This is a genomic window from Photorhabdus viridis, from assembly GCF_040256935.1.
GTDB lineage: Bacteria > Pseudomonadota > Gammaproteobacteria > Enterobacterales > Enterobacteriaceae > Photorhabdus > Photorhabdus viridis.
This window is the reverse complement of record NZ_JBEJZY010000038.1, coordinates 32,702-57,664: the sequence shown is the minus strand read 5'-3', so window position 1 is coordinate 57,664 and position 24,963 is coordinate 32,702. Positions and strand designations below refer to the sequence as shown.

The window sequence follows — 24,963 nt, the reverse complement described above, 5'->3', positions numbered from 1 at the left end:
TCTTCTAAATTAACCATGCCTGAGGGTCTCCATGATTTTGTTTTCTTTAGCAAAAACTTTGCTCGTGCCTCAGGCACTTTAGTTCCCTTCCCTTAAGCGAAGCTCAGGTTATGTAGCCTAACAGCTGCAAGCCCCTATGTTATTCGCTGACTCACGCCTTATTTTCCTCGCGGGTTTTATGCCCATCAGGCTATTCAGGTTTAGCGAGTCACGGTCTTACCTGCGGTGATGCGCAGCTATCGCCCACACTATCCGGGCTAGTTTATTTGCCACCGCCGCGGGTCGTCGTGTTTTGAGTCCCGTTATCCATGGACCGGGGGCTTTTGCTACATGGTGAACCATAGTCGCTGGGGCTTCAGTCTTAACTCGGGCTGGCGGCGGGATTAGTTAGCAGATCTGGAGAGAATGCTGTTTCTGCTCGATGGTAAACTGGTTCCTGACAACCGTGGTGATATCACTACCCGATTGATGGAACATATTAGGGATAACCCATCGAAGAAAGTTTACGAGGATGATTTCTTCAGCATTCGCTACTTTCAGAAGGGAACTGCGCATCTGACGTTCAAGCGCCCGGAGCTGATAGGTAGGATGAATGACATCATCGTAAAGTATTACCCGGGGATGTTAGCTGCAGGCTAAGTTAAGTGTCGTATGTTTGCTGTTAAAAATGTCGTATGTTTGCTATGATGAAGAAATGATCAAAGGAGGATAACATGACCACAAAAGCTCGTATTCAGTCACGACTGAAACGCTCAAAGCGTTATGTTTTCACTCGTGACGATTTCAAAGATCTTGCTGGCTACGACCAAATTGGTAGAGCACTGCGTGAACTGGTGAAGGAAGGGCAGCTGTTGAAAGTAGGCTATGGCGTCTACACCAAAGCGCGGCAAAATGCGATTACCGGTAAGCTGATGCCTGCTGCTCCCGGAGGTTCTGCTGCGGTAGTGATTGAGGCGTTGGAACGTCTAAAAGTGGATTACCGCCTGGTAGGTGCAACAAGCGCCTATAATAGCGGTAAATCCACTCAGATTCCCGCGTCACTGGAAATCAAAACCTCACCACGTTTTAAGAGAACGTTGTCAGTAGGGAACAGTAAATTAAATGGATGATTTAACAAAGCTATTTCCAGACGTCGCCGATGCTCTGGGCATTGAATCAGTTGCAATTGTAGAGAAAGATCATTACATCGTTGAGTTATTGCGCCTGCTCCAGCCTCTGGTCTTTGACACACATCAACTGGTTTTTGCCGGTGGAACTGCATTGTCAAAAGCGGGGATATCTTTGAACAGGATGTCGGAGGACGTGGACATTAAGCTTGTCCCTGTCGCCGGTTTTTCCCAGCAATATTCCAGAGGTCAGCGTAAAAACATTCGTAAGGGGATTATTCAGACCATTATCGAAACGATTGCAGCCTCAGGTACGTTTCGCATGGATGAAGAGTATCCAAAGGTTACTCGTGATGAATATCGCTATAATGAAATTCCGGTGCGCTACCCGCAGGAATATGCACAAATTCCCTGTTTAAGGCCATTTATCAAACTGGAACTAATGGAAACGGATTTGCTTGAGGTTGCGGAAAACCGTGCTATTAGCTCATTAGTAATGGATCTAACAAAGAAGGGCGAAGCAGTGAGGGCTTTCTCCTGCGCAACTATCGGCAGCACGCAGGCTGAAAAACTGATCTCGATGATGCGCAGAACGGCTGCAAGTATGCGTGATGTGGAACGTGCAGTGGATGAGTCACTGGTGCGTCATATCTACGATAATTTTTGTATTGTTAGAGAGAAAGGTGCTGATATTCCAGTTTTGAAGCGCTTTGTGCAGGAATGCATTGAGCAGGATATTGAACGTTACGGTGCTCAGTATCCTGAATTCTGCGAATCGCCTGTTGAAGAACTAAAAATGGGGCTGGAAGAATTGGCGAGTAATCTTGTTTATAAGCAGCGCTATCAACAGTTTCTCGCGCCAATGGTGTTTGGTGAAAGCCACGTTTCATGGGAAGAAGCCTATGATTGTTTCCGTCAAACAGCATTAGATGTACTTGATGCATAGAGCAAGGGTTATCCTCAAGTGTTGGTACAATATTAGGTTTATAATTTTTACCGTCTATAAATCATAAGGTTATTTATCATGTGCGAGTCCGGCCTTCGCACCATTAGTATTAGATGAAGCGATAGATATCGGTGCATTGTTCTCTGTGGGACCCGGTATGTTAAATTTTCAGAGAGGAAGGGATGTTGCTGATTGATACCTATAGATAGAATTCTTACTGAAACTGATGGCCCTTTTGCAAAAATAAGAGGGAGAGAGTTAATGCCTTGGGATGTTAATAATGCTGTTAAAACTCTTTCTAAAATTCTTAATAAAACAGAAGATAAGATGGGCAAAATTATGGAAGGTAATTTTATGGATCTGATTTACTAGAAGCGGCAGAACAGCGTTATATCCATTCATTTGTCACGGAATTGACAAGAAAAGGGCTGGTGGTTGAGGTGTTTCCCTGCACGATGATTATCAGCACTCAGGCCGAAAAATTGGTGGCGATGCTGCAATGGATTGTTGCATAGTTTTGTATAACAAACCATTGAACAGGACATTCAGCTCTATGGCTGCCAGTATCCCCGGTTCCAAGTTTCTCAGGTTGATGAACTTAAGATTGAACTGTAAGCATTGGAAGTCATCTTATCCATCAGAAGTGTTATCAGCAATTTGTAATTCCGCCGGTCTTTGAAAACAGCAGAATGCTCTGGGTGGATGTTTATGATTGTTTTCGGCAGACGGCATTGTCTTCTCTGAATAGATAATATCAATCAAACAGTTACGGCATATATCAAGACCTACCGCCAGTATTGGTGGTGGTAGGGCCGAAGATTGGGCTGCGAAGTCTTTGGTTGAAGTCGGGAAAACTCTGAATTTGGCAATTTGTTGCATGAATATTAATGACATAGCGACAAATAAACTCATATTTGTGTTTTTACGCATATAAGTGTAATCTGTGTTTAATACAGCTACAGAGGATCGTGTATATGTCACCGAATAAGATTAAGCAATACCGCACCCAGCTATCTATGACTCAGAGGCAGCTTGCTGAGCTTGCTCATACCAGTCAGCAGCAGATCCAACGTATTGAGACTGGTAAAATTGCTGCCAGCCTTGCTACAGCTCAGGCCATTTGCATCGCACTGGGAAAATCATTAAACGTAGTGTTTCCGGGAGCAGACAAAGCAGTGTCAGCATTTCGTAAGAAAGTTGAGCAGACAGGTCGTTATTCCGATGAAGACTTGTCTGGCGTGGCTGACAAGGGCATAGAGATGGATGGATGTGTCTGGACCCTGAAATTGTATTTGAGAGGCCACCAGGATTACCTTGTCTTGTCGATAAGTAATGCAGATAAGCGTCGAATGTATGCTTACCTACAAGAGAGTGGGCATGAGGATGTTGTGCAGTTTTTTGTGTTCGATTCTGATGAACATCGTATTGCTTTAAATATTAGCGAGATTGCTTTCCATCAGTTCTTATTTGATGGTCCAAGTAATGTTTACGTAAAAGAAGACACGGAATCAGAAGAATTGGATTACTCGAATGTAAGGATCACTTTCATTAATGATGGTCCGACAGCTTGCCTGAGTGTAGACCCTGACGAGCCAGAAGATGAAGAGTATGATGTTGGTCAGTTAGGGCATATCTTTTATATGTTCGAGAGTGGCCCCGCACCTAGTGAACGTTTTGTGATAACTGATATGGATGGTGAAGATGCATTCATTCGGGCAGGATCTGTTGCTATGTTGCAGGTGGTATTAAGTGTGTTAGAACCTGATGAGGAAGAAGAGTAATGCTAGGTTTGGGGTTATAGCACTGAGGGTATTTTCATCCCCAGCATGGCTCTTAAAAGCAGTGTTTTAATGTGTTGGTATAAAACCAACTCTTGCCAATATTCTTAATAAAAATCATTAAGTTAAATAATATGCTATAGGCATGGCCTACGGGCTGTTTGCCTATATCTAAGATATACCATTATGATATTTTGATATGTTTTGATCAAAGTAACATTTTACATTGAGGTGAATATGTCTGAAATAGCGGAGTCTGATATTAGTGCTTTTTTCAGTGAGATGAAAAAATATGCAATTTATGCATTGAAAATTATGCCTCTTTATGTAGTTTTATCTGTTTTCATCATTTGGGGGTATTTAGAGCATTTTTCTAGATTAGATTTATTCATGAGTTCTATGGATAATAAGCTAACTCTATTTTATATATTAATTTCCTTCTTTATTATATCAATATTAATATCAATGATTCTTATTTTTCCAAGTTTTATTCTGATATTATTCTCTTCTTTTGTTGATAAGAGTTATATAGGTAGTACAAGGAGAATACCATCAATAACATATATTAGTGCTATTTCTATGTTGGCTTCTTTTTTTATTTTTTCATCCGATGCATTTTTGGATTTTTTAAAGGAGTATGTTTATTTAGAAAAGGTATTTTTTTCTGCTGGGGAAACTTTTCGAATTCTTCTGAGTACATTCTCCGTGTCATTTTTAGCTACTATACTGTTTCCTAGAATAAAATCAGAATATGGATATTTTGATAAAAATATTGTTCGTGTTATTAAAATAATTGGTTCTGTTATTATAACTGCCTTAATTTGTTTGCTTTCTGCTACATTAATTACTTTTCCAGTATCACTCATTGTTATGAATATGAATGGTACTACTCTCTCTGGTTTTATATATGCTTTTTTATTTTTGTCATTATGTTCTTTTTTCTCATTATTTCCAGCTTTGATATATTATTCAAGAGTTTATCCAAAGAGTAAAAAATCGTCATTTGATATAAAAATATTGAAAGAAATTATTTTTGCTGTGGTTATTTCTGTTTTTTTTATTATTGTTTTCTGGCCTAATAGTCTTTTATTAATCGGGTCTAGTGCTTTTAGTGAAATAGGAATATTAGATAAACGAGCGCATTATTATAATGTTAATTCAGATAAATACTATAAAGATTTGTTTCCTAAATCCATATGGAATACATATTATTTTAAGGGAAGAAAGGATTTTTTCATCAAAGCAGTTAATGTTTTTTCTCTAAATGGAAGAAATCTCATTTGCCCGGTGTATATAGAAAACTTAAGAAAAAAAACATTAAAAGCAAGTTTTGATGAGTTTCCACCTAGAAATAATAATTATATTCTTAATTACTTTAAATCTATGACAAAAGGATGTGTAGTTATGGAGAGTAATGAATTTAAGCAATGGGATACAATTGTAGATGCTAACGGTAATTTTAAAGATAATTCTGTGTTGTAGAGTTTTTTCAAAGATATTACATAGTTTTTTTGATTATAATATTAATAGTATCCAAATGAATACGCGTCGGCAATATTATGATATTTTCAGTCAATGGGTTAAAGATGTTTGTTCGCTCAGTAGTCTGTTGATTACTGGCGAAAAGTAGTCCAGGTCAGGACTCAAGTGGGTGACGTGTGCTGTAAAAGAGGAAATCTTGAAGTTTCTTGGGTATATATCCATTTCAAGCAAAAGCTTGTTCAGACCAAGAAAGAATCACTCCCCTTTCAACCTTCTCATCAGAACCTCAAAAATAAATTGGTTCGCTAGACGCGTAATATTCGGATTTGACAGATACGCGTGTGAGTGCTTTTCAAAGGCACTCATACTTTTAATAACTGCATTTTCCACCGCATGAGGGAAATCACCATGCATGATTTGATCAACGCTGTTATTCAATAGTTGTGCCATAACTGATTCATTCTCAGAAACTTTAGTTGCGGCGCCGTAAAGCCAGGTTAGCTTATCGCCTTCGGTGGTTTCTGCACCAAACAAATCATTCATCTGCTCAAGAATGTGTGAAAGTAAGTCTTTCGGACGTTGAGAGGCGGAACCACCGACGCTTGTGATGCCTTTTAGATACCAAAATTAATTCTCCTGATAAGCCTGTTCAATAAGGATTTTGGCCTTATTGAGATTGTGTTCATTACGGACGAGCAACTCGACATCGCCGGTCCCCCAATGGCCGATATTGGTTACATCGCGGCTGAACCCTTCTTCGAGATTAATGTTGTTCGGATTGAGCTTAAGCCACATGCGAATGTGGGGATCGGTTATTGGGTAAACGGTGGCGCAGACAAAATTACGGATCCGGTGAAACGCGCTGTACAATTTAAGTTCTTTGTACTGAACTTCATCACCCAGTGAGATTACGTAGCTTTTTAGTTGTGTGTATAAATAAGTTTTTTCCTGAAAATGGCAGCTGGATTAGTTGTATATATTTTTTAATTAAAAAAAAGAATAGCTGTTTTTAGGCAGAACTAAGGTTGGTTTAATTATTGTTATGGTTGTTCTGACTTAATAATATAATTAATCTTAATTTTGATTGAGATTATTTTATAGTGGAATTATTTTATACAATTATATTTAAAATAAGAGTTTTATAGTGACCCTTATCACAATGTGAATCTTTGTAAAATAATGCTATGGAATTACATATTTCTATTTGATATATTGTTAATAACCAGTTAATTCATTTGTCGATATTGTTCGTGGTGATTGAAATATCACTGGGGAATATTATTTTATTTGATAGGTCGATAGTGCTATTTCAATTAATGAATAGAGATGATAGTTACTTTAAAATAAAATTTTATTTGTAGAGATAAAGGGGGAAGGCAATATGGAATTTATTAAAAATAGGTTTTGTCACTGGAATGGTGAGCATCTCGTTGTAGATACAATGGCTAGAAATCACAAAATGGTTAATAGTATGGGGACGGGAGAGGGATTAGTTTCGTTTGATGGCTTTGGCGCTGATCTAATTCGTTTCAGTAAAAATGAAGGGATGCAAAATCATACTCACTTAGGGCATCATATCTTATTTGTACTCGCAGGAACGGGTTATGTTATTTATGCCGGTGAAAAGCATGAAATAGAGCCTGGAGTTTGTTATTTTGTGAATGGGGAAATAGATCACGCGATTAAGGCAACCAGCGATTTGGTCATGGTTGTTGTTGGTAATAATCATTGCGCGGTTGATTCGCAAGATAGGACGACGCTGGTGCCATATAGAGATGGGACCCCAGAAGAATTAAAGGTTTAACTTGGGGTAAATTGAATGAAACATGAGCTAGTGCTTGGTGGATTGCGAGAATGCTGTGATATTCTGCCAGAGGTGGGTTATAAATTGCTTTAGGTAATAAAGATAAGTTAATTAATTGAAGGTAACTGGCAGAGAAGAATATCTAATATTATATTTATGAAGATAATTATAACTCAGGAAAAGTAATTGGAATGATAAAAGGATAATGTGAAATTTTCAATTAATATAATAATGGCATCTCATGTAGGGGAGCCGGTACTAGCCTATGAAACATTATATTTACTAGGAATGAAATAGGAAAATATATTAGAGGTAATGTTTTGCTGTAATAATAAAGGTGTAAGGTAACTATTTAGTATATTTCTGGAACCTGGTAATACCTATCGGATGACGCCGTCAGGCGGCTAAATTACCTTAAATTATCATTATACTGTTCGGGTTATTTTTCTTGCTGGATAAACTACCGGTTATTGTGTGATTCATAGACGTCATTGCAAGTATGCTGACAGCCAGTAACTTATTCAAATTACTGGCTGTAGGTTAACAAGGGTGTCAAAATCTGTTTTACTAATCCGTTGTAAACGTTCAACTTTGTCGTTGAGATCTTATGTCATTAGACAGCTTTTTCAGCCATTCTTTCAATATACATGCTCTTTGTTATTGCCAAGTACTGTATGCATCAGAAGCAAATCCAGTTTAGTATCCGGGAGAAGTTTTTCATCTTTTTTCAACTCACGGCGGGTAAATGAATCATCCAGCTCGCGGCGGATAAAGTCATGGATGTGTTTAAAACGTGGGCCATAATCTGTTTCGTCGGCGTTACGTTTGATAGCAAGTAGAGTCTGTATTTCTTGCATCAGAATTGCATCCTTAACTGTTTCTGCCAGCAGAACGTCGAAGCGCATTGGTGGTACGCCTTTACCGGCTTCTATCCAACGTACAGCCAGCAATGGGCGCAGTACATAAAGATATTTTTTCAGTCGTATTTTTTCGCCTTGCAGATAACCACGGAAGTTTTTCTTCGCCATTGACAGATAGTGATACCGCGCTTTGTTGTTGGAAAAGTAGTCCGGTAGTAGGGTGCGCAATGCTGTCATAAACTCTGCATCCTCATGGTAGACCACCGGTGAATCAGTCCATTCCATCAGTGTCGGGTTGGCTCGTTTCAGCAATCCCAGGGTTTTGCGCAGTTCCCAGCCACAAATATCCAGCGCGTCGTTGATCGGTATTTCGATCACATCCCTTGGTGGGTCAACGCGTAAGTACCATGATGGGGTATGAACATAGATAAAACGTACATCGTAATCACTGTTTGTCGAGGCAAATCCCCAACCGCGGCTACCGGATTCGCAGGCATAAAGTATTCGTATTTGCTGTTCCGTCTCAAGTTGCGCCAGTTTTTGGCATATGTGTTGTTTCATGGTGTCACTGACACCAAATTTTTCTTTCATAGTGATTATCCTTTTACGCAAACCACTTGACGCAGGGGGGGAACGATTTCTACCAGTGAAGACTGAGCGACCATTACCGCTTCAATGTCTTTGTAGGTCATCGGAATTTCGTCGATGACGTCGCTATCCTTACGGCATGTCAATAGGCTGCCAATGGCATTGCCTACGCCACGTGAACCGTTGTGTAGCATCACCCATATTCGGTCGGATTCATCCAGGCATAGTTCGATAAAGTGGTTACCAGTGCTTAGTGTGCCTAAATGTTGATGGTTATTGGTTTTCAGTAATTCTGGGTATTTATCGGTCAAGCGTTTAAAGCCTGCCTGCAATATGCTCCCGTGGTGATCGGTGGTTTCTGGCGGTTTTTGCCAGGAGCCTTTATCGTGGCCGGTATGGTTTACGATACGGCCGTGTGGCACGGCGATTTCAATAGCGTGGCGGATAGCATGCAATTTGCTGAATATAAAAGGCATTTTTGCTGTGTTCAGTCGTTGTTCACGAGCATCTGCTTCTACTGGTACGCCATGAGTCCACATTTTTACGGGTGCGCTGTTTGGTGCAGTCATCAATTCGTAATCGTTTGTTCTCACATTGTTCTCCTAGTTATTTACCCATTTTATCCATCACTGCTACTATAATTTAAAGTAAGTACTATTTTCCCCTTTTTAATCAATGCTTCTAAATTTACTTTCATATTAATTTCCTTATGAATCATTGAAAAATATTGTAAATCAGAATTTTACTCTACTATTAATATATTATTGCGCTTAATGAAAAATGCAATTATTTTATTGAATAATATTGAAATTGTGATGCCAATCTATATAAAAAGGTATGGTAAAAAATTATATGTGAATTTATTAATGATGTTTAAATTGTCTGTCGTTACGATTACAAACAAAATATAAAGTCACTAAGTGATGATACAATATTGTCGTTGAATGGTTATTTTATTTTCTATTAATAAAGATGTGAGTGAATATATAACTAATTACTGTGTGGAATGATGTTTTTGGTTTTTATCAAGCTATGTTTATTATCTCTTTGTAAGTTGATTTTTATTATGGTTAAATTGAGGTTATAAATTTAATTTAATGTTTTTATTAATTTTCTTAAATTTAATTTTCAATTATATCAATTTGTTAATTGTTTTTTGGTTGCGAGATGATTTTTTGTGAATAATATTTATATTATCTGTTGATGAAATTCAATGTTTAATATTATATAGTAGGTAATTTATGGGAAATTAATGGTTTATTATTGTTTAAATATATATTAAAATAATCACAAGTTATATTCTGTTTGTCACTGGTTATTTGTTTGGAATTACCATAAAAATAAAATACATCCTATTTATCATCATTTGTGTAATTATAAATTATCTTTTGATTATTCTTAATATTCATAGCCTTGTTGGTGTTTTTACAGGTTTATTATTAATTAAAGTATATAATTTAAAAAATTTGATAAATCGTTTTCATGGGTAAGAATAAACGAGTTTTATTTTTTTGATTGAATAAAAGTAATTTTCCCCTTTTCCTATATTGTACGGATAATTTCCGTACAATATGGATTGTTGGGCAATGTGGGTGTAGGTCAAGTTAGTTTCTTAGAAATTAACCTGACAGTGTCATGATTAACTTCCAGCATTAATACTCGCCAGTACATTTCCCGCTTGTTGATAAGAGCTTTCTTCCGCATGGATTGCGATTTTCCCGGAACGATGTGCCGTCAGTTGTGTTTCCATCTTCATGGCTTCCATCACAGCAATGACATCACCTTGTTTAACTTCATCACCTTCCTGTACATACCAAGATTGTAAAACGCCTGATATTGGGGCTGATACCTGATTAGCTGCTGCCATTGTGTCCTCAGCTTCATTATCTTTGTCCCTGGTGACAGCGTCTTGCCCGAGAGCAGATAGTGAAAGCCCTTTTAATAATTCGACAGGTAACCCCAGTTCGTGTCGGCGGCCATCGATTTCAATGAAAGTGCGTGTTACCTTTTCTTGATGCTGATTTTTCTGGCGCGGAGATATTTGCACATCGTTGATAAAGTCGGTTTCGATCCAACGTGTATGAATCTTGAATGTGTTATCAGAAGTAAAATCCGGATGTTCTATTACTGCCCGATGAAAAGGCAGTACCGATGCAACGCCTTCAATATTGAACTCCTGTAATGCACGCCGTGCTCTGGCAATAGCTTGTTGGCGTGTTGCTCCAGTGACGATCAACTTAGCCATCAGTGAATCGAAGGTTGCGGGAACGTTGGAGCCGGCCACAACCCCGGAATCTAATCTTATTCCAGGGCCGGAAGGCGGGGAAAATAAGGTCACTGTTCCCGGAGTAGGTAAAAATCCTTTACCTGCATCTTCCGCGTTAATGCGAAATTCAAAAGAGTGCCCTGATGGAACTGGCGTTGTTGTCAATGATAAAGGTTTACTTTCAGCAATCCTGAACTGTTCTATCACAATGTCAATACCTGTGGTTTCCTCGGTTACAGGATGTTCGACTTGCAAGCGAGTATTTACTTCCAAAAATGAAATAGTTCCGTCTGCACTGAGCAAAAACTCTACCGTACCAGCTCCGGTATAATGGGCTTCGGTACAAATATCCTGTGCTGCCTGATGAATACGCTGGCGCTGATTATCGGTCAGAAAAGGGGCTGGCGCCTCTTCCACCAACTTTTGATGGCGTCGTTGCAGTGAGCAATCACGAGTGCCAAGTACCACTACATTGCCGTGTTTATCAGCCAGGATTTGCGCTTCAATATGACGAGGTTTATCCAGAAACTGTTCAACGAAGCATTCTCCACGTCCAAAGGCTGCGGTTGCTTCACGAACGGCTGAATTATAGAGTTCGGTGACCTCATCCAGATGCCACGCGACTTTCATGCCACGTCCACCACCTCCATAGGCCGCTTTGATTGCAATTGGCAGACCATGTTGTTCAGCAAATGTCAGCGCTTCCTCTGCGTTTTTCACCGGTTCTTTTGTCCCTGAAACCAGTGGTGCGCCTACGCGTTGGGCAATTTTACGCGCTTTGACTTTGTCCCCCAGAATATCAATTGCTTCTGGCTCCGGGCCAATCCAGATTAACCCGGCATCAATGACTGCGCGGGCGAATTCTGCCCGTTCGGACAGGAATCCATAACCTGGATGTACCATGCTGGCACCTGAACGTTTAGCAATATCCAGCAGGCGGGGAATATTAAGATAAGTGTCAGCGGGGCTGTTTCCTCCCAGACCATAAGCTTCATCAGCCAGTTGTACATGTTGCGCATTGATATCGGAATCAGCGTAAACGGCAATGGAGTGTAAGCCATAATCCCGGCAGGCTCGGATAATACGGACGGCAATTTCACCGCGGTTAGCGATCAAAACTTTTTTCATGTGGTTTTCTTTATTATTCAAAGTTATTGCAGTACTCATAAGCAGCAATCACTCCCTTTTATTTCTTGAAATTCACTGATTGGGTTGAAGTGGATACGGGCATTGACAGGAATTTGTCCGGCCAGATCAAGATGGTAACTGGCAACCGAACCAATGACGGGATAGCCGCCGGTCAAAGGGTGATCCGCCAAAAACAGAACCGGTTGCCCACTGGCGGGAACTTGAATGGCGCCAGCGGAAGTTCCCTCGCTGGGTAACTCTTCATGGTTAAAACGCGATAACGGTGTGTCTCCATTCAGGCGAATACCTACCCGGTTGGATTGTGGTGTGACCAGCCAGAGCTGGCTTTGTAACAAGGATAGCGCTTCTGCGGTGAACCAGTCGGTACGTGGCCCCAGAATAATATCCAGTGTGACGATATCATCAGCGGCAGGCATATTGAAGGCCGGGCTTTCGTCCATTGATACAGCGGAACCCCGCGTGACAGTAAGAATATCCAGAATATCTCCTGTAGCGATGGGCTTGGGGCCGATGTGCGCTAGCGTATCGTAAGATAGGCTGGAGAGAATCGGTTTATTGGCAAAACCGCCACGGACTGCCAAATAACAACGGACTCCTGCTCTGGGTGTGCCCAGCGTTACTTTATCACCATCACTCAGATCAACCGGTTGGTAGCCATCAACCTGAAATCTCCGGCCAGATGCCGTTTGGACCGTGATTGGGCAGCTCGCTCCTGTGACAGTAATAATGACGTTGCCATGAGAGATGAAGCTTAATCCGCCTTCTGCAATTTCCAGACAGGCGTTATCCGAAGGATTGCCGACGATACGATTTGCACTTCGCAGCGCTGTTTTATCCAGTGCGCCAGCAGTGGAAATGCCTAAACCCGCTTGACCTGAACGCCCTAAATCCTGAAAAAGTGTTTGTATCCCGGTTGATAAGATTTCCAGTGATGAATGTTTATTAACCTGTGAAGATATGTCGTCTTCTGTGTGAGCAACAGGATTTTTCGGTTGGGTAACGGCTATTGTTACGCCTTTGCCTTTATCTCTGAAACGTACTCGAAAACCCGGTTGCAACAGGGCAGGGGGATAACGCGAGAGATCCCACATGCGTTCTGGTGTGGCGCCGATGATTTGCCACCCTCCCGGACTGGCTTGTGGGTATATTCCACTGAATTCTCCTGCCAGCCCTACCGATCCCGCTGGGATGCGGGCTCTTGGCGTCATTCGGCGAGGAACACGTAAAAGATCAGAGTCTGCCACTAAATAAGCAAATCCAGGGGCGAATCCGGTAAAAGCAACCGTGTATTCACTTTCTGTATGTTGTTTGATGACTGCCTGTGTGGTGATACCAAGGATTTTAGCCACTTCAACCAGATCTTCACCATTGTAATGCACTGGGATTTCAACGAGTTTCCCGGTTGTTTTATTCCGTGTATTCAGGCTGCTGCCACTGATTTTCTTGGTAAGTTTGACTGCGGAAACGACACTGGGCCGAAATCGAATCAGAAGTGTTCTGGCCGCTGGAATAATTTCTTCTATGCCTGGAATTGGGCTGGCGTTAAGTGAATCAAATAACGCCAGGGTTTCATCCAGATCGCAAAGTTCGACAATAATGGCATTCAAATTAACAGGTAAAAAACGCACTAGGCACTCCTGAGCATGATAAGCGGCATATGTAAGAAGGCGCGTGATGCTAATGATTACTTACTGGTTTGAATAAAGGACTGTACGGTGATCCCGGCTTGTTGCAGGGTTATTTTCACCTGACGCGCCATTTCCACCGCACCGGGGCTGTCGCCATGAACACAAATGGAGTCCGCCTGAATGCGTGTAAAACTGCCATCAATCGCATCAATGCCCCCTTCAGTGACCAATTGCAACATACGTCGGGCGATCTCGTTGGTATCATGCAGTACCGCTCCTTTTTCCCGCCGGGAAACCAGCGTGCCTTGTGGCGTGTAAGCTCTGTCGGCAAAGGCTTCGGCAACGGTACGTAAGCCTTTTTCCTTCGCCAAATCCAACATTCTTGAACCGGCTAATCCAACCAGCGCTAAGTTGTCATCCACTTCACGAATTGCTGTAATAACGGCAAGGGCCTGGTGTTCATCGTTGGCAATGGTGTTATACAGCGCGCCGTGCGGTTTAACGTAACTCACGGTAGTTCCTGCTGCTGTTGCCAGACCTTTCAGCGCGCCAATCTGGTAAATAACATCAGCGATCAGTTCATTGCTGGAAATGTCCATATTGCGGCGACCAAATCCAACAAGATCGGGGTAGGAGACATGGGCGCCAATAACTACCTGATTTTCATGGGCAGCTTTCAGGGTTTGAAGAATCCCGGCAGGATCACCAGCATGAAATCCACACGCCACATTGGCACTAGTGACAATGCTCAGCATGGCATTATCGTCACCCATTTTCCACTGACCAAAACCTTCGCCAAGATCACTGTTTAAATCGATAAATTTCATGAAATTGCCCTCGATAAAATGATATTCAAAAATGCAGTGAGAAACTCGGGATGTTTACCTGCGCGGTAATCAGAACTGTTTTCATGTGATCCCCTTATAAAAGCATCAAAAAATAGAGAAGAAAAACGTTGGCAATCAACAGCGCCGTTCCGGTGGGGATTTGTGCTTTAATGACCGCATTACGATTTGGCAGTTCCAGCAGTGCGGCGGGAACGATATTGAAATTTGCGGCCATTGGGGTCATCAATGTACCGCAATAGCCTGAGAACATGCCGATGGCTGCCATAACCGCCGGATTACCGCCGTGTTGCAGTACCAGAATTGGAATACCGATCCCGGCGGTAACAATCGGGAAGGCGGCGAAAGCGTTGCCCATCACCATTGTCAGTAGCGCCATGCCGATCACGTATGTCGTGACGGCGATAAATCTGTTATCGACTGCCAGGTAGTTTTCAGTCAGGTGAGAAATGGCGGTACCTACGCCCGCTACGGTAAATAAGAGTCCCAGCGTAGCTAATATCTGTGGCAGGATAAACGCCCAGCCGATAGCATCCAGTAAGCGGCGTGCTTCTTGGGTTGATTGAGTGATGCTTTCACTTGTCATTTTCAACGCAATGCCGTATCCGGTTAAACAACCTACTGTCATGGAAAACAGTGTCACCAGCGTGGAATGGTTGCCGGTACCGAATAATGCCTGTTGTAGTCCAGGAACATGGTTAAATAATAGCACTCCCATCACAGTGACAATAGGAATCGCCAGTGCGGGAAGGAAAATACGATGGCCCAGGCGAGAGGCGCTTTCTTGTCGTTGCTGAGGTGTGCGCTGATGATAGCTGCCGAGTCGCACGCCACCAAGACCGGCTATCAGCGCCATCAACACGACGATCAGCCCCACACTGATATTCAGCATTTTTTGTGCCTTAGCTTCGCTGCCTGCCCACAACTCCATCAGACGGTAAGTCCAGTCACCAACCAGAAACACGACTCCGTATAGCGCCCAGAATAAGCTGGTGGTCAGGCGGCGGGGGTTGGTGTGATCACGCCAGGACATTGCTGCTACGGCCAACAGGATCACGCCAGCCAGCCAGTAAAGATACTGTTGTTGAAACATTATCTTGTCTTCCTTTTATTTTGGTCCATGCCATTCAGGGCTGCCAGCTCAGTCGCGATGTGGTGGTCAAGGCGGGATAAACGGAAAGCATGGATCAGGAAGGCGCAGATGGCGGTAGGGATCCCCCACATGGCGATATGCAGTGGCTCTGTTTGGATGCCGCCGGACTCCAGCATAAAGTTATGCATAAAGATGATTGCCCCAAAGGCGACAAAGATATCTTCACCGAAGAAAAGGCCAACATTGTCGGTGGCTGCTGACATAGCACGCAGACGATAGCGCACATCGTCAGGCAGATCATGGTGGCGGTTTTCCGTCGCGCCTTCCACCATCGGGGCCAGCAATGGACGCACCATTTGCGGATGTCCACCTAGGCTGGTCAGACCGAGAGCCGCTGTTACCTCACGAATGAATAGATAGACAATCAGCAGACGTCCGGCGGTCGCTGTTTTGATATTCCTAATCCAAGTCTGAGCTTGCTCTTTTAAACCGTGTCGCTCCAAAAGGCCAATAGTTGCCAGTGGTAGTAGTAGGATCAATGGCAGATTTCGGGTATTAAGGAAGCCGGAACCTAATTTTTCCAGAATATTCGTGATTGGCATATGTGCCGCCAGTCCCGTGATGATTCCGGCGACAATGACGACCAATACGGGGTTAAACTTCAGTAAAAAGCCGACTACAATGACCGCGATGCCAATCAACGGCCATAGATTCACTATTTGTTGCATGTTGTGTTACCTCTGTACATAAAAATACCTGTTGTGCCGTTATAGGTTGCATTCTTGCGTAGTAGAGAAGTTATACCGTGACTAACACCTTCCTTTGGAACGGTCGGCGTCTGCCAGTAGTGCTATTCCTAGGGGAACAAGCGTAAGAAGTGCAGTCTTGCTGAACATACTTTTTGTCAAAGAAAAGTCAAGACATCGCAGTCTGCTCGGCTTTTTGCTTAATATTCCTTCAATATAAAATAAAGTATGTTACCATTCGCCGATGAAGAGAAAAAATACATCAACACCACATGATGCTGTTTTTAAACAGTTTTTAAGTCATATTGATACTGCCAGAGACTTTCTGGAGATACATTTGCCTGCTAAATTACGGGCAGTTTGTGATCTGGATACATTGCGGTTGGAATCAGGATCGTTTATTGAAGACAATCTGCGTGCGCATTATTCCGACATTTTGTATTCATTGAAAACGGCGCGGGGTGAAGGTTATGTGTATTGCGTGATCGAACACCAGAGTTCCCCGGACAAAATGATGGCATTCCGGCTGATGCGCTACGGTATTTCAGCCATGCAACGGCATTTGGAGCAGGGACATGAAAAATTACCGCTGGTCATTCCGGTGTTGTTCTATCACGGGAAAATACAGCCGTATCCCTGGAGTACCAATTGGCTCGACTGCTTCGATGATCCGGCCCTGGCGAAGGAAATCTATTCCAGTTCCTTCCCGCTGGTCGATGTGACGGTCATTCCTGATGATGAGATCCTGACGCACAAACGGGTCGCGTTACTGGAAATGGTGCAAAAGCATATCCGGCAGCGAGATATGGCGGAGTTGCTGCAAGAGTTGGTCATACTGCTGACGTATGATTATTATACGGATGAACAGTTAAAAAGCGTGCTAAACTACTTATTACAGGCGGGAGATACCGCCGATCCAGAGGGTTTTATCCGGCGACTGGCAGAACAGTCCCCGAGGTATGAGGAGGTACTGATGACAATAGCGCAAAGATTGGAACATAAAGCACGCCAGGAAGGGCGTCAGGAAGGGCGTCAGGAGGGGCATCAGGAGGGACGTCAGGAGGGGCGCCAAGAGGCAACTTTAAAAATTGCTCATGCATTGCTGAACAGCGGAATCGATCGTGAAACGGTGATGAAAACCACCGGGTTGAGCGAGAACGAGCTTGAGCAAATACGCCACTAACTCGCGCTGAGAGTGTTTAATCAGCATTCAACGATCCGTGTTAAAAGAGGATCTTACGGCGACTGGCAGAACAGTCCCCGAGGTATGAGGAGGTACTGATGACAATAGCGCAAAGATTGGAACATAAAAATGCTTGAGTCAATGCACGAAACGTATAGCAGCACATTTATATTCTAAGTGATAAGAACGAGTCTGAATTTACGTGCTTCTGAAATCTCTGTTCTTACAGTAGAGCTGAGGTTAGTTAAGTTGACTGAGTAACCTTCAGTATATTGGTTTGGGAACCCCTTAATCATAAAAATATTAAGGGATTCGTATGTAATTTATTGATTATCTGAACAAGTTCCCTTCAATGCCTTGGCATGATATGCGATATGCTCGCCGATAAAACTAGCGACAAAATAGTAGCTATGATCATAGCCGGTGCGCAGGTTCAGCGTGTAGGAATGCCCAGTGCTTTCGCACACATTTTTTAGCAGCTCAGGGCGTAGCTGTTCTTGCAGAAACGGGTCATCAGTACCGATATCAATTAACATATGCAATGGCTTGGCGCTATTGCTCAGCAGCTCGATTGCATCATAGGCTTTCCATGTGTCACGAACTTCGCCCAGATAAGCGCGAAAAGCTTTTTCTCCCCAGGGAACCTGAGAGGGGGCAACAATCGGTGAAAAGGCTGATATGCTGTGGTAACGATCTGGATTGCGTAGCGCGATCATCAGTGCGCCATGACCGCCCATAGAATGACCACTAATGGCCCGGGAGGCTGTTACCGGGAAGTGTGCTTCGATCAGTGTCGGTAGCTCTGATACCACATAATCGTACATGTGATAGTGAGGCACCCAAGGTTCCTGTGTTGCGTTGAGGTAAAAACCGGCGCCCTGACCTAAATCATAAGCGTTGTCATCTGCAACGCTCTCACCGCGAGGGCTGGTATCTGGGGCGACAAGGATAATACCCTGTTCGGCAGCGTAGCGTTGAGCCCCTGCTTTAGTGATGAAATTCTGTTCATTGCATGTTAAGCCTGAGAGCCAGTACAGTACCGGTAATTTCTGATGTTCAGCCTGAGGAGGAAGGTAAACAGCAAAATTCATGGCACAGCCAAGTACGGCCGATTCGTGCTGATAAACATCCTGCCATCCCCCAAAACAAGCGTGGCGTTCAATCCTTTCCATTCTTTTTCCTCTCTGTAAAACTTACAGGTTCACTCATTTCACGGTAAACCCGGCCATCGTTTACTGTTTTGTTAAAAACCGTCTGTCACAGCACGGTTTTTAACTCCTGCAAAACAGCTTAGTAATGGATGACTGTGCGAATGGATTTTCCTTCATTCATCAGTTCGAATGCTTCATTGATGCGCTCGAGCGGTAAGGTGTGAGTAACAAAAGGCTTTAACTCAATTTTACCTTTCATTGCCTCTTCCACCATTTTAGGCAACTGACTGCGGCCTTTAACACCACCAAAGGCTGTGCCTCGCCATGAACGACCAGTGACCAGTTGGAATGGCCGGGTTGAGATTTCCTGTCCTGCGCCCGCCACACCAATAATCACTGATTGTCCCCAGCCACGGTGTGCACTTTCAAGCGCGGCACGCATAACATTAACATTACCAATACACTCGAAAGTATGATCTACGCCCCAGTCCGTCATCTCGATAATGACCTGCTGAATAGGCTTATCGTAATCATTCGGGTTCAGGCAGTCGGTTGCCCCAAACTGTCTGGCCAGTTCGAATTTTGCCGGATTTGTATCGATGGCGATGATCCTGCCCGCTTTTGCCTGACGGGCTCCCTGGAGCACGGCAAGGCCAATGCCGCCGAGCCCAAAGACAGCGACAGAGTCGCCAGGTTGCACTTTTGCGGTATTGTGCACTGCGCCAATGCCGGTTGTGACACCGCAGCCCAGCAAACATACCTCTTGATGGTTTGCTTCCGGGTTGATTTTTGCCAGTGATACTTCGGCTACGACTGTGTACTCGCTGAATGTAGAGCATCCCATGTAATGGTAAATAGGCTGCCCTTGGTAGGAAAACCGGGTTGTGCCATCCGGCATGACACCTTTTCCTTGAGTTGCCCGTACGGCCACACACAGATTGGTTTTTCCTGATTTGCAGAACGGGCATTCTCCGCATTCTGCGGTATAAAGGGGGATAACGTGGTCGCCGGGTTTGACGCTGGTGACGCCTTCACCAACTTCAACGACTACACCTGCGCCTTCATGCCCGAGCACAGCAGGAAAAATGCCCTCCGGATCATCCCCTGATAGGGTGAAGGCATCGGTATGACACACACCGGTATGGCTGATTTTGACCAGCACTTCGCCGGCCTGGGGTGGGGCAACATCGATTTCAACGATTTCAAGGGGGCGGCCCGGCCCGAATGCAACAGCGGCTCGTGATTTCATATTTCTCCTTATTGGATAACCGCTCTAGGATTTACCGTAGGCAGAAAAAGTAAAGCTTTAGCCTATAAGGCCCTGCTTTTGCAGGGCCTGCATGTACTACTGTATAACATCGATCAAGCCAAGATCATTATTTAATGTTGTACCACTGATCATATAGTTGGCAATCGCTTGACTCCCTTTTTTGTATGAAAAAACCTGATGAGCTTCATTATCACGCCCCCATACTACAAATACATGCATATAAACCATCGCCCCATCAGGAACCCCAAGATCACCTGGATCAATAGTCTTTGTTACTCCAAGAGTAATATCATCACCTTGCTTACTGAGAAATTTTTCACTGTTGGCATCAATATAACTAAATTGGATTCTAGCAACAAATCCGCCTGAGTTTTTAAGGCTCATTTGTCCAATTTTTTGATATTCCATAATAATTTCCTCTTCAGAAAAATACTAATGATATTTAGATGTTTAACTAAACAAATTGTTCAAGATTTAAAAATAAATCTTAGTAGATGAAAATAAATAACACCTTAAAACAATCAGAGAAAATGAATGTTATGTGTGTTCTCGGAGTGACATAATTATCTTATATTGTTTTGATTGAAAATAATTTCAATTGGTAGATTCATACAATTAGTCTTTATTATTATCCATGATTTCTTTAAGTGCAATAAAGTGTTCGATTAATATATTTTTTTCATTAGGTTTAACTGAAATAGCGATTGATTGTGGTAAGACAGGAAACTGACCATTGATACAATGTTGTGGGGCAACTGATCTGACAACGGTTTCTTCAGAATTATGTGCGAATAGAATAAAAAGCATTTTTACCGGAGACATTCCTAAGGCCATATTTTCATTAACCTGATGTATATTAAATAAATACTTCCTTGTTAATTCATTAATATCATGCTCCTTTATTGTTTTTGCATCTTTATATTTTGCATCAAGTATTATAATTAGTGGATTTTTCCAGCTTTTTGAGTTTACTTTCATGATAAAATCAGGGTGAAAATGGTGTTTTCCATATTTATTAGAATCCGTATTGTTACTTGTATCAACAAGATCACCTTTTTTACTATGGGCGTTTAAAGGGAAAATTTTTGCTTCGTAAAATAATTCAATGTCATATTTTTCATTTTTAAATAAGAAATAATTATTAATTTCATTTTCTGGTCTTTTTATTGTGACGCCGCCGAAAGGTAACTCTTCCGCATGAAGTCTATAACTTTGTTCAATTAGCTGAACTTTATAACTTTCTTGAATAATTTCATGTAATAAAATCAATACAGTAGTTTCATAAATTGCTGAGAGGTTTTTTAATCCAGAAAAAAGTTCTTTGCCAATAAAAGAAGATGTTGGTGCATGGTGGTACTGCTCAATAAGATAAAAGGTTTTTCTGTAATGGTTATGTTTAGCAACATAAGGTGTGACTTTAGGAACGATACCTATTGGTGCTGTTGAAGGTATTTTTTTATTAAACAATAATCTTGTTTTTTCTAAAGTGCTAATTAGGTTTTCAATTTTTTTGTATTTATTTTTTAAGGCTAAATATGTATATTTTGACATTGTGTGGTTAAATTGGATAAATTCATTTTTTTCTAAAGATTGGATTTTATCTTTAGGAGAAGTCAGTGATTCTTTAAGCATTATCAGGAAGAGATTAGCTTGTTTTAGAAAAGCGTGGATGACTTTGTTTTCGTAAGTATTCGTATTTTCTTTTAGTGTCTCTTTAGGAAGTTCATTGAAAGAATATCCTCTATTATTATAGAAGATGTTGGCGTCTTCATTATTCGCAGGAGATAACTGGTCAAGATTGTATAACGCCCACATAATTGAATCTGGTCCGGTTGGTTGCCCTTGCTTTGAAAGAATTAATTTAGGTTCTAAAGTGTGCTTATGTTCTATAATAAATAACGGAAAATGTTGCGTCAAATAGTTAACTGTTTCTTTTATTATTTCTAATTTATTGAGATTAAAAATATTATCTTCATTGAATGAGGTGGTTTTCCTGCTTTTTGAAAAACAAATGGAAACAATATCCTCTAAATTTTCGGTTAAATATTCTAACATAATGTTTGCTAAGGCGACATTTTCTCGTCTTGCCAGAATATCAAAGGTAACACTATATATAGGATCATATTGGTTTTCTAAATAAAGATAAACTTGGATTTCCCCAAAGAAATTATAAAAATACCTTGAACGATGTGAGCTCAATGGTTCTATTGACGTATATATTTTGTTGCTATTTTCATAGTGAGAAAAAATTAACTCTAGAGACGTATCTCCTATGATTATTATAGGAGTGCTATTTTTCTCAATATCATCTTCCGATAAAGAAACTTGAAACAGAATATGATCTAATTCTGTAATTTGATATTTGTTGTTGATTCTGAGATCAACAACGTTTCCATCAGAAATTGAATTGATAAACATTTCCCAACGGATCATATATTAGCCCCATAACAAAACATATTTTGGTTTCCGATGCTAATAATTCTTCTCAGCAGTTTATGTGAGCGTTCCATTTCGTCAGGTAAATTATCTAACAAGGTATTTAACCGATTACCAAAATTCTGTCCATAGCCATTTAAAAGAGGTAATATATGTTGAACTACAGCGTAATCTAATGCTTTGTATTTACTTTCGATATACATCATTGGGCCAGCCACATTATGGTATGAGCGAATAGCTTTTATTTTTCGATATGAAACAATAATGGGAGTTCCGAATTCTGGATTATCATCACGCAAAGTTTCGATGATTAATTGCAGAATTCGCTCAATATCTGGTGTCATTTCTAAAGATCTTGGAAGGAAAATATCAATGAATCTATTTCCAGTAATTGGAGAAATGCTTAAATCTTTATGGATATCTGATTTTACTACACTCAAATCATAGTCTTGTTCAAAATCATCAAAATTGATTATAGCAGCCCTGTCTAACAACCTGGGAGTAAGGGATTGAACAGATTCGTCCTGATTGATAGTGCCTAAAAAACGTAAATAGGTGGGTACCTGAAAATGTTGCTCCTCGGGATTACCGGTTAAAATTATTCGTTTAGACTCAGGATCGGCCATTTCAAGGAATGGGCTGAAGTAGTGTTCCGGTTGTGAAAGGTTAAATTCATCAAGTAAAACAATAGCTGGGGCGGCTGATTCAATTTTTTCTTTCATTTCGTAATGAAGATGTCTAATTAAATCAAACAACCCAGTAGCAGAAGGGATAAATGATTGGGATAAAGCATTATAGAAACCTAATACATCTCTTGATGAAGTCCAACCTCGTGCAACAGGAATATTTAATAAGCGATTTTGTAGCCCCAGGCTGGCTGCGAGTATTTTTGCCAGCGATGTTTTCCCCGTTCCAGGTAATCCGCTAAATAATGTAAACTGACATTGTGCTATCGTTGTCAGAATATTCGCAACGGTATAATAATCTGTTTTACGGCCTCGATTATTTAAAGCATCAAGGACGCTATTGATTAGATTTTCACGGGTATCTTCATCACTTTCAGTTGCTGAGATTTCTCTTGTTATGACATTATAATCTAATGAGCTAAATACTGCTTTTGGCTTTAAACCACATAAAGCATCTACATCGGGTTTAAGCTGAACTAACCTGCTGGTTAATACTTCATTACTTTCTCTCAGTTTTTTCGCAACATCCTCAACCTGTTCTTCCATCTGCCTTTTTCTGTCTCTATATCTGTCGCGTTCACGCTCCAGATCATCTATTTCATTTTTTAAGTCTTCGATTTTTTTAAAACGACTATGTTTTTCTTCTAAAACTTTCACTTCTGCGGTTAGAGTATCTAATTCTTTACGCCGGGAAGATAGTTTCTGTTCAATCTTATTTCTTTCTTCTGCCGTAATGGTGATTGTTGATATTTGACCACCATTGAATTGAAACAGCTCTCTTGTTCGCAGCATTTTGCGGATATCCGCTTTTATTTGCTCTTTTTTATTGACTAATTCATTAAATGCTTGCTGCTGATTTAATTTATCTTCTTGTAATTTCTTTAAAAAAGATTGTTTCTCTTCCCGAAAATATTCTTCTTTATTTTCGTCGATATATTTTTTTAAAATTTCTCTTCCTTTATCAATTGAAAGAAAACTATCCATCAAATCTTTCCGGGTATTATCCCAATTTTCTGCCATTTCTAAACTTTGAAATAGCCTATTAAATCTCTCAGGGAAAGTTCTGAATTCTTGTGAGGAAGTATAGCACTTACGAATTTGTGCTATTGTTCCTTTGTTGAAACTTCTTATCTCAGAGTTTTGTGCAATTCTATTCCCGTAGGTCGAAATGATTTGATCGTTAGTTATATAATCGATGGTATCATCTATGTTTTCAAATATTCTTTTTATATTGCATAGAAAAGTCATATGTGAATGATTATTTTGTGATAAATATGCGATACATTTCTGGATGCCTATTTTTCCAATATGAAATTGCTGGATTTTATTTAATGGCGTACTTATGGGTTTTAAATGTAAAATATGTTGGTTTGTTGCTGGGTCTATTTCATCAATATAATCGAAAGGCCCATAGATATAGCTGTCATTTTGGATTAGGATTGTTTTTGTTACGGGTTTTTCTGTTAAAAGAATAGCTGCTTCGTTAACATCAGGAAATGGAAGATCGTAAACTTGGCAGGCTAAAAGCCCTTTGATCTCTTCGCAAAAGTTTGCTCTGGTGATATATTGGCAGTTCCCTTCTTTTTTCTCAAAGTTTGTTGGAACGCATGTTGCTGCAAAAAGTGAGGAACTATACTTTTCACGTAATTCGCTATACCCTGAAGTCACGAAAACTTGTTCAGTTTCACAAAATAAACTTTCTTTATTAATTGGTACAATTTCACCATTATTCAAAATCTCAAAATACACTCTGAGTTTCCCTAGCTGATCTTCTCTTTCGTAGGAATATCCTTTTTCTATAGTGCATAGTACTTTTCTTTCGTTTGTTTGCATCTTGTCTCTCGTTGGCCTAAGTATATGTCTGAAAATGAATCATAACATATCGTAAAATATATTCACCTATGATTTAATTTAATCTGAATTGATTTATTGAGTTCTTAGTTTAT

Annotated in this window: 21 protein-coding genes and 3 pseudogenes; 8 read left to right on the top strand and 16 right to left on the bottom strand. The window is 41.0% G+C overall.

All coding sequences use genetic code 11. From position 1 onward, the window contains the following. Positions 1-216 precede the first annotated feature (216 nt). A pseudogene (locus tag ABR397_RS16465) lies at positions 217-330 on the bottom strand (IS110 family transposase); the annotation flags it as partial. Here ABR397_RS16465 and ABR397_RS16460 point away from each other — a divergent pair. From ABR397_RS16460 to ABR397_RS16445, 4 genes and pseudogenes are all read left to right on the top strand, one after another. Then, positions 331-639 (top strand): annotated as a pseudogene (locus ABR397_RS16460) (DUF4942 domain-containing protein); the annotation flags it as partial. 74 nt (positions 640-713) lie between these two features. Then, positions 714-1,109 (top strand): DUF6088 family protein, encoded by a 396-nt coding sequence (locus ABR397_RS16455; RefSeq protein ID WP_042527235.1) that lies wholly within the window; start codon positions 714-716, stop codon positions 1,107-1,109. Continuing rightward, complete coding sequence (locus tag ABR397_RS16450) at positions 1,102-2,052, top strand: nucleotidyl transferase AbiEii/AbiGii toxin family protein (RefSeq protein ID WP_350306702.1); 951 nt, start codon at positions 1,102-1,104, stop codon at positions 2,050-2,052. The genes ABR397_RS16455 and ABR397_RS16450 overlap by 8 nt, the downstream gene beginning before the upstream one ends. A gap of 192 nt (positions 2,053-2,244) precedes the next feature. Next, positions 2,245-2,424 (top strand): TatD family hydrolase, encoded by a 180-nt coding sequence (locus tag ABR397_RS16445; protein ID WP_350306701.1) that lies wholly within the window; start codon positions 2,245-2,247, stop codon positions 2,422-2,424. A gap of 258 nt (positions 2,425-2,682) precedes the next feature. On the opposite strand, the gene ABR397_RS16440 is transcribed toward ABR397_RS16445, so the two are convergent. Continuing rightward, a complete protein-coding gene (locus ABR397_RS16440; RefSeq protein WP_350306700.1) occupies positions 2,683-2,982 on the bottom strand; it encodes a hypothetical protein in 300 nt (99 codons plus the stop codon). A 44-nt stretch (positions 2,983-3,026) separates the two neighbouring features. Between ABR397_RS16440 and ABR397_RS16435 the strand changes: the two genes are divergently transcribed. Beyond that, on the top strand, positions 3,027-3,833 hold the full coding sequence (locus ABR397_RS16435) for a helix-turn-helix domain-containing protein (protein ID WP_350306699.1): 807 nt from the start codon (positions 3,027-3,029) through the stop codon (positions 3,831-3,833). Positions 3,834-4,067: 234 nt separating this feature from the next. Then, entirely contained in the window at positions 4,068-5,312 is a 1,245-nt protein-coding gene (locus ABR397_RS16430) for a hypothetical protein (RefSeq protein ID WP_350306698.1), read from the top strand. A 255-nt stretch (positions 5,313-5,567) separates the two neighbouring features. On the opposite strand, the gene ABR397_RS16425 is transcribed toward ABR397_RS16430, so the two are convergent. Beyond that, on the bottom strand, positions 5,568-5,855 hold the full coding sequence (locus tag ABR397_RS16425) for a hypothetical protein (RefSeq protein ID WP_350306697.1): 288 nt from the start codon (positions 5,853-5,855) through the stop codon (positions 5,568-5,570). Between the two features lie 84 nt (positions 5,856-5,939). Continuing rightward, positions 5,940-6,248: pseudogene (locus ABR397_RS16420) on the bottom strand (DUF5655 domain-containing protein); the annotation flags it as partial. A gap of 445 nt (positions 6,249-6,693) precedes the next feature. Here ABR397_RS16420 and ABR397_RS16415 point away from each other — a divergent pair. Next, a complete protein-coding gene (locus tag ABR397_RS16415; RefSeq protein ID WP_021324965.1) occupies positions 6,694-7,116 on the top strand; it encodes a cupin domain-containing protein in 423 nt (140 codons plus the stop codon). Positions 7,117-7,754: 638 nt separating this feature from the next. On the opposite strand, the gene ABR397_RS16410 is transcribed toward ABR397_RS16415, so the two are convergent. The 7 genes from ABR397_RS16410 to ABR397_RS16380 form a co-directional block, all read right to left on the bottom strand. Beyond that, positions 7,755-8,567, bottom strand: a complete 813-nt coding sequence (locus ABR397_RS16410) for a nucleotidyltransferase domain-containing protein (protein WP_350306696.1) — start codon at positions 8,565-8,567, stop codon at positions 7,755-7,757. A 5-nt stretch (positions 8,568-8,572) separates the two neighbouring features. Next, positions 8,573-9,157, bottom strand: a complete 585-nt coding sequence (locus tag ABR397_RS16405; RefSeq protein WP_350306695.1) for an RtcB family protein — start codon at positions 9,155-9,157, stop codon at positions 8,573-8,575. A 1,046-nt stretch (positions 9,158-10,203) separates the two neighbouring features. After that, on the bottom strand, positions 10,204-11,958 hold the full coding sequence (locus ABR397_RS16400) for an acetyl/propionyl/methylcrotonyl-CoA carboxylase subunit alpha (RefSeq protein WP_350306694.1): 1,755 nt from the start codon (positions 11,956-11,958) through the stop codon (positions 10,204-10,206). Positions 11,959-11,993: 35 nt separating this feature from the next. After that, the gene (locus tag ABR397_RS16395) at positions 11,994-13,607 is read right to left on the bottom strand and encodes a 5-oxoprolinase subunit B/C family protein (RefSeq protein WP_350306693.1); all 1,614 of its coding nucleotides are present in this window, start codon (positions 13,605-13,607) and stop codon (positions 11,994-11,996) included. Positions 13,608-13,663: 56 nt separating this feature from the next. Beyond that, positions 13,664-14,434: a LamB/YcsF family protein gene (locus tag ABR397_RS16390; RefSeq protein WP_350306692.1), complete on the bottom strand. Its 771-nt coding sequence runs from the start codon at positions 14,432-14,434 to the stop codon at positions 13,664-13,666. A gap of 94 nt (positions 14,435-14,528) precedes the next feature. Further along, on the bottom strand, positions 14,529-15,548 hold the full coding sequence (locus tag ABR397_RS16385; RefSeq protein ID WP_350306704.1) for a DUF979 domain-containing protein: 1,020 nt from the start codon (positions 15,546-15,548) through the stop codon (positions 14,529-14,531). Beyond that, positions 15,545-16,273, bottom strand: coding sequence for a DUF969 domain-containing protein (locus ABR397_RS16380; RefSeq protein ID WP_350306691.1), 729 nt, complete (start codon positions 16,271-16,273; stop codon positions 15,545-15,547). The genes ABR397_RS16385 and ABR397_RS16380 overlap by 4 nt, the downstream gene beginning before the upstream one ends. A 262-nt stretch (positions 16,274-16,535) precedes the next feature. Between ABR397_RS16380 and ABR397_RS16375 the strand changes: the two genes are divergently transcribed. Further along, complete coding sequence (locus tag ABR397_RS16375) at positions 16,536-17,474, top strand: Rpn family recombination-promoting nuclease/putative transposase (RefSeq protein ID WP_350306690.1); 939 nt, start codon at positions 16,536-16,538, stop codon at positions 17,472-17,474. A 323-nt stretch (positions 17,475-17,797) separates the two neighbouring features. Here the strand turns inward: ABR397_RS16375 and fghA are convergent, their stop codons facing one another. The 5 genes from fghA to ABR397_RS16350 all read right to left on the bottom strand — a co-directional run bounded on the left by fghA (position 17,798) and on the right by ABR397_RS16350 (position 24,850). Then, a complete protein-coding gene (gene fghA / locus ABR397_RS16370; protein WP_350306689.1) occupies positions 17,798-18,646 on the bottom strand; it encodes an S-formylglutathione hydrolase in 849 nt (282 codons plus the stop codon). 118 nt (positions 18,647-18,764) lie between these two features. Beyond that, positions 18,765-19,874 (bottom strand): S-(hydroxymethyl)glutathione dehydrogenase/class III alcohol dehydrogenase, encoded by a 1,110-nt coding sequence (locus ABR397_RS16365; protein WP_350306688.1) that lies wholly within the window; start codon positions 19,872-19,874, stop codon positions 18,765-18,767. Between the two features lie 96 nt (positions 19,875-19,970). Continuing rightward, a complete protein-coding gene (locus ABR397_RS16360) occupies positions 19,971-20,303 on the bottom strand; it encodes a hypothetical protein (protein ID WP_350306687.1) in 333 nt (110 codons plus the stop codon). Between the two features lie 207 nt (positions 20,304-20,510). Continuing rightward, positions 20,511-22,328 carry a nuclease domain-containing protein gene (locus ABR397_RS16355; protein ID WP_350306686.1) on the bottom strand — a complete coding sequence of 606 codons (1,818 nt, stop codon included), beginning with the start codon at positions 22,326-22,328 and terminating at the stop codon, positions 20,511-20,513. Further along, on the bottom strand, positions 22,325-24,850 hold the full coding sequence (locus ABR397_RS16350; protein WP_350306685.1) for an AAA family ATPase: 2,526 nt from the start codon (positions 24,848-24,850) through the stop codon (positions 22,325-22,327). Before ABR397_RS16350 ends, ABR397_RS16355 begins: the two co-directional genes overlap by 4 nt. Positions 24,851-24,963: the final 113 nt, after the last annotated feature.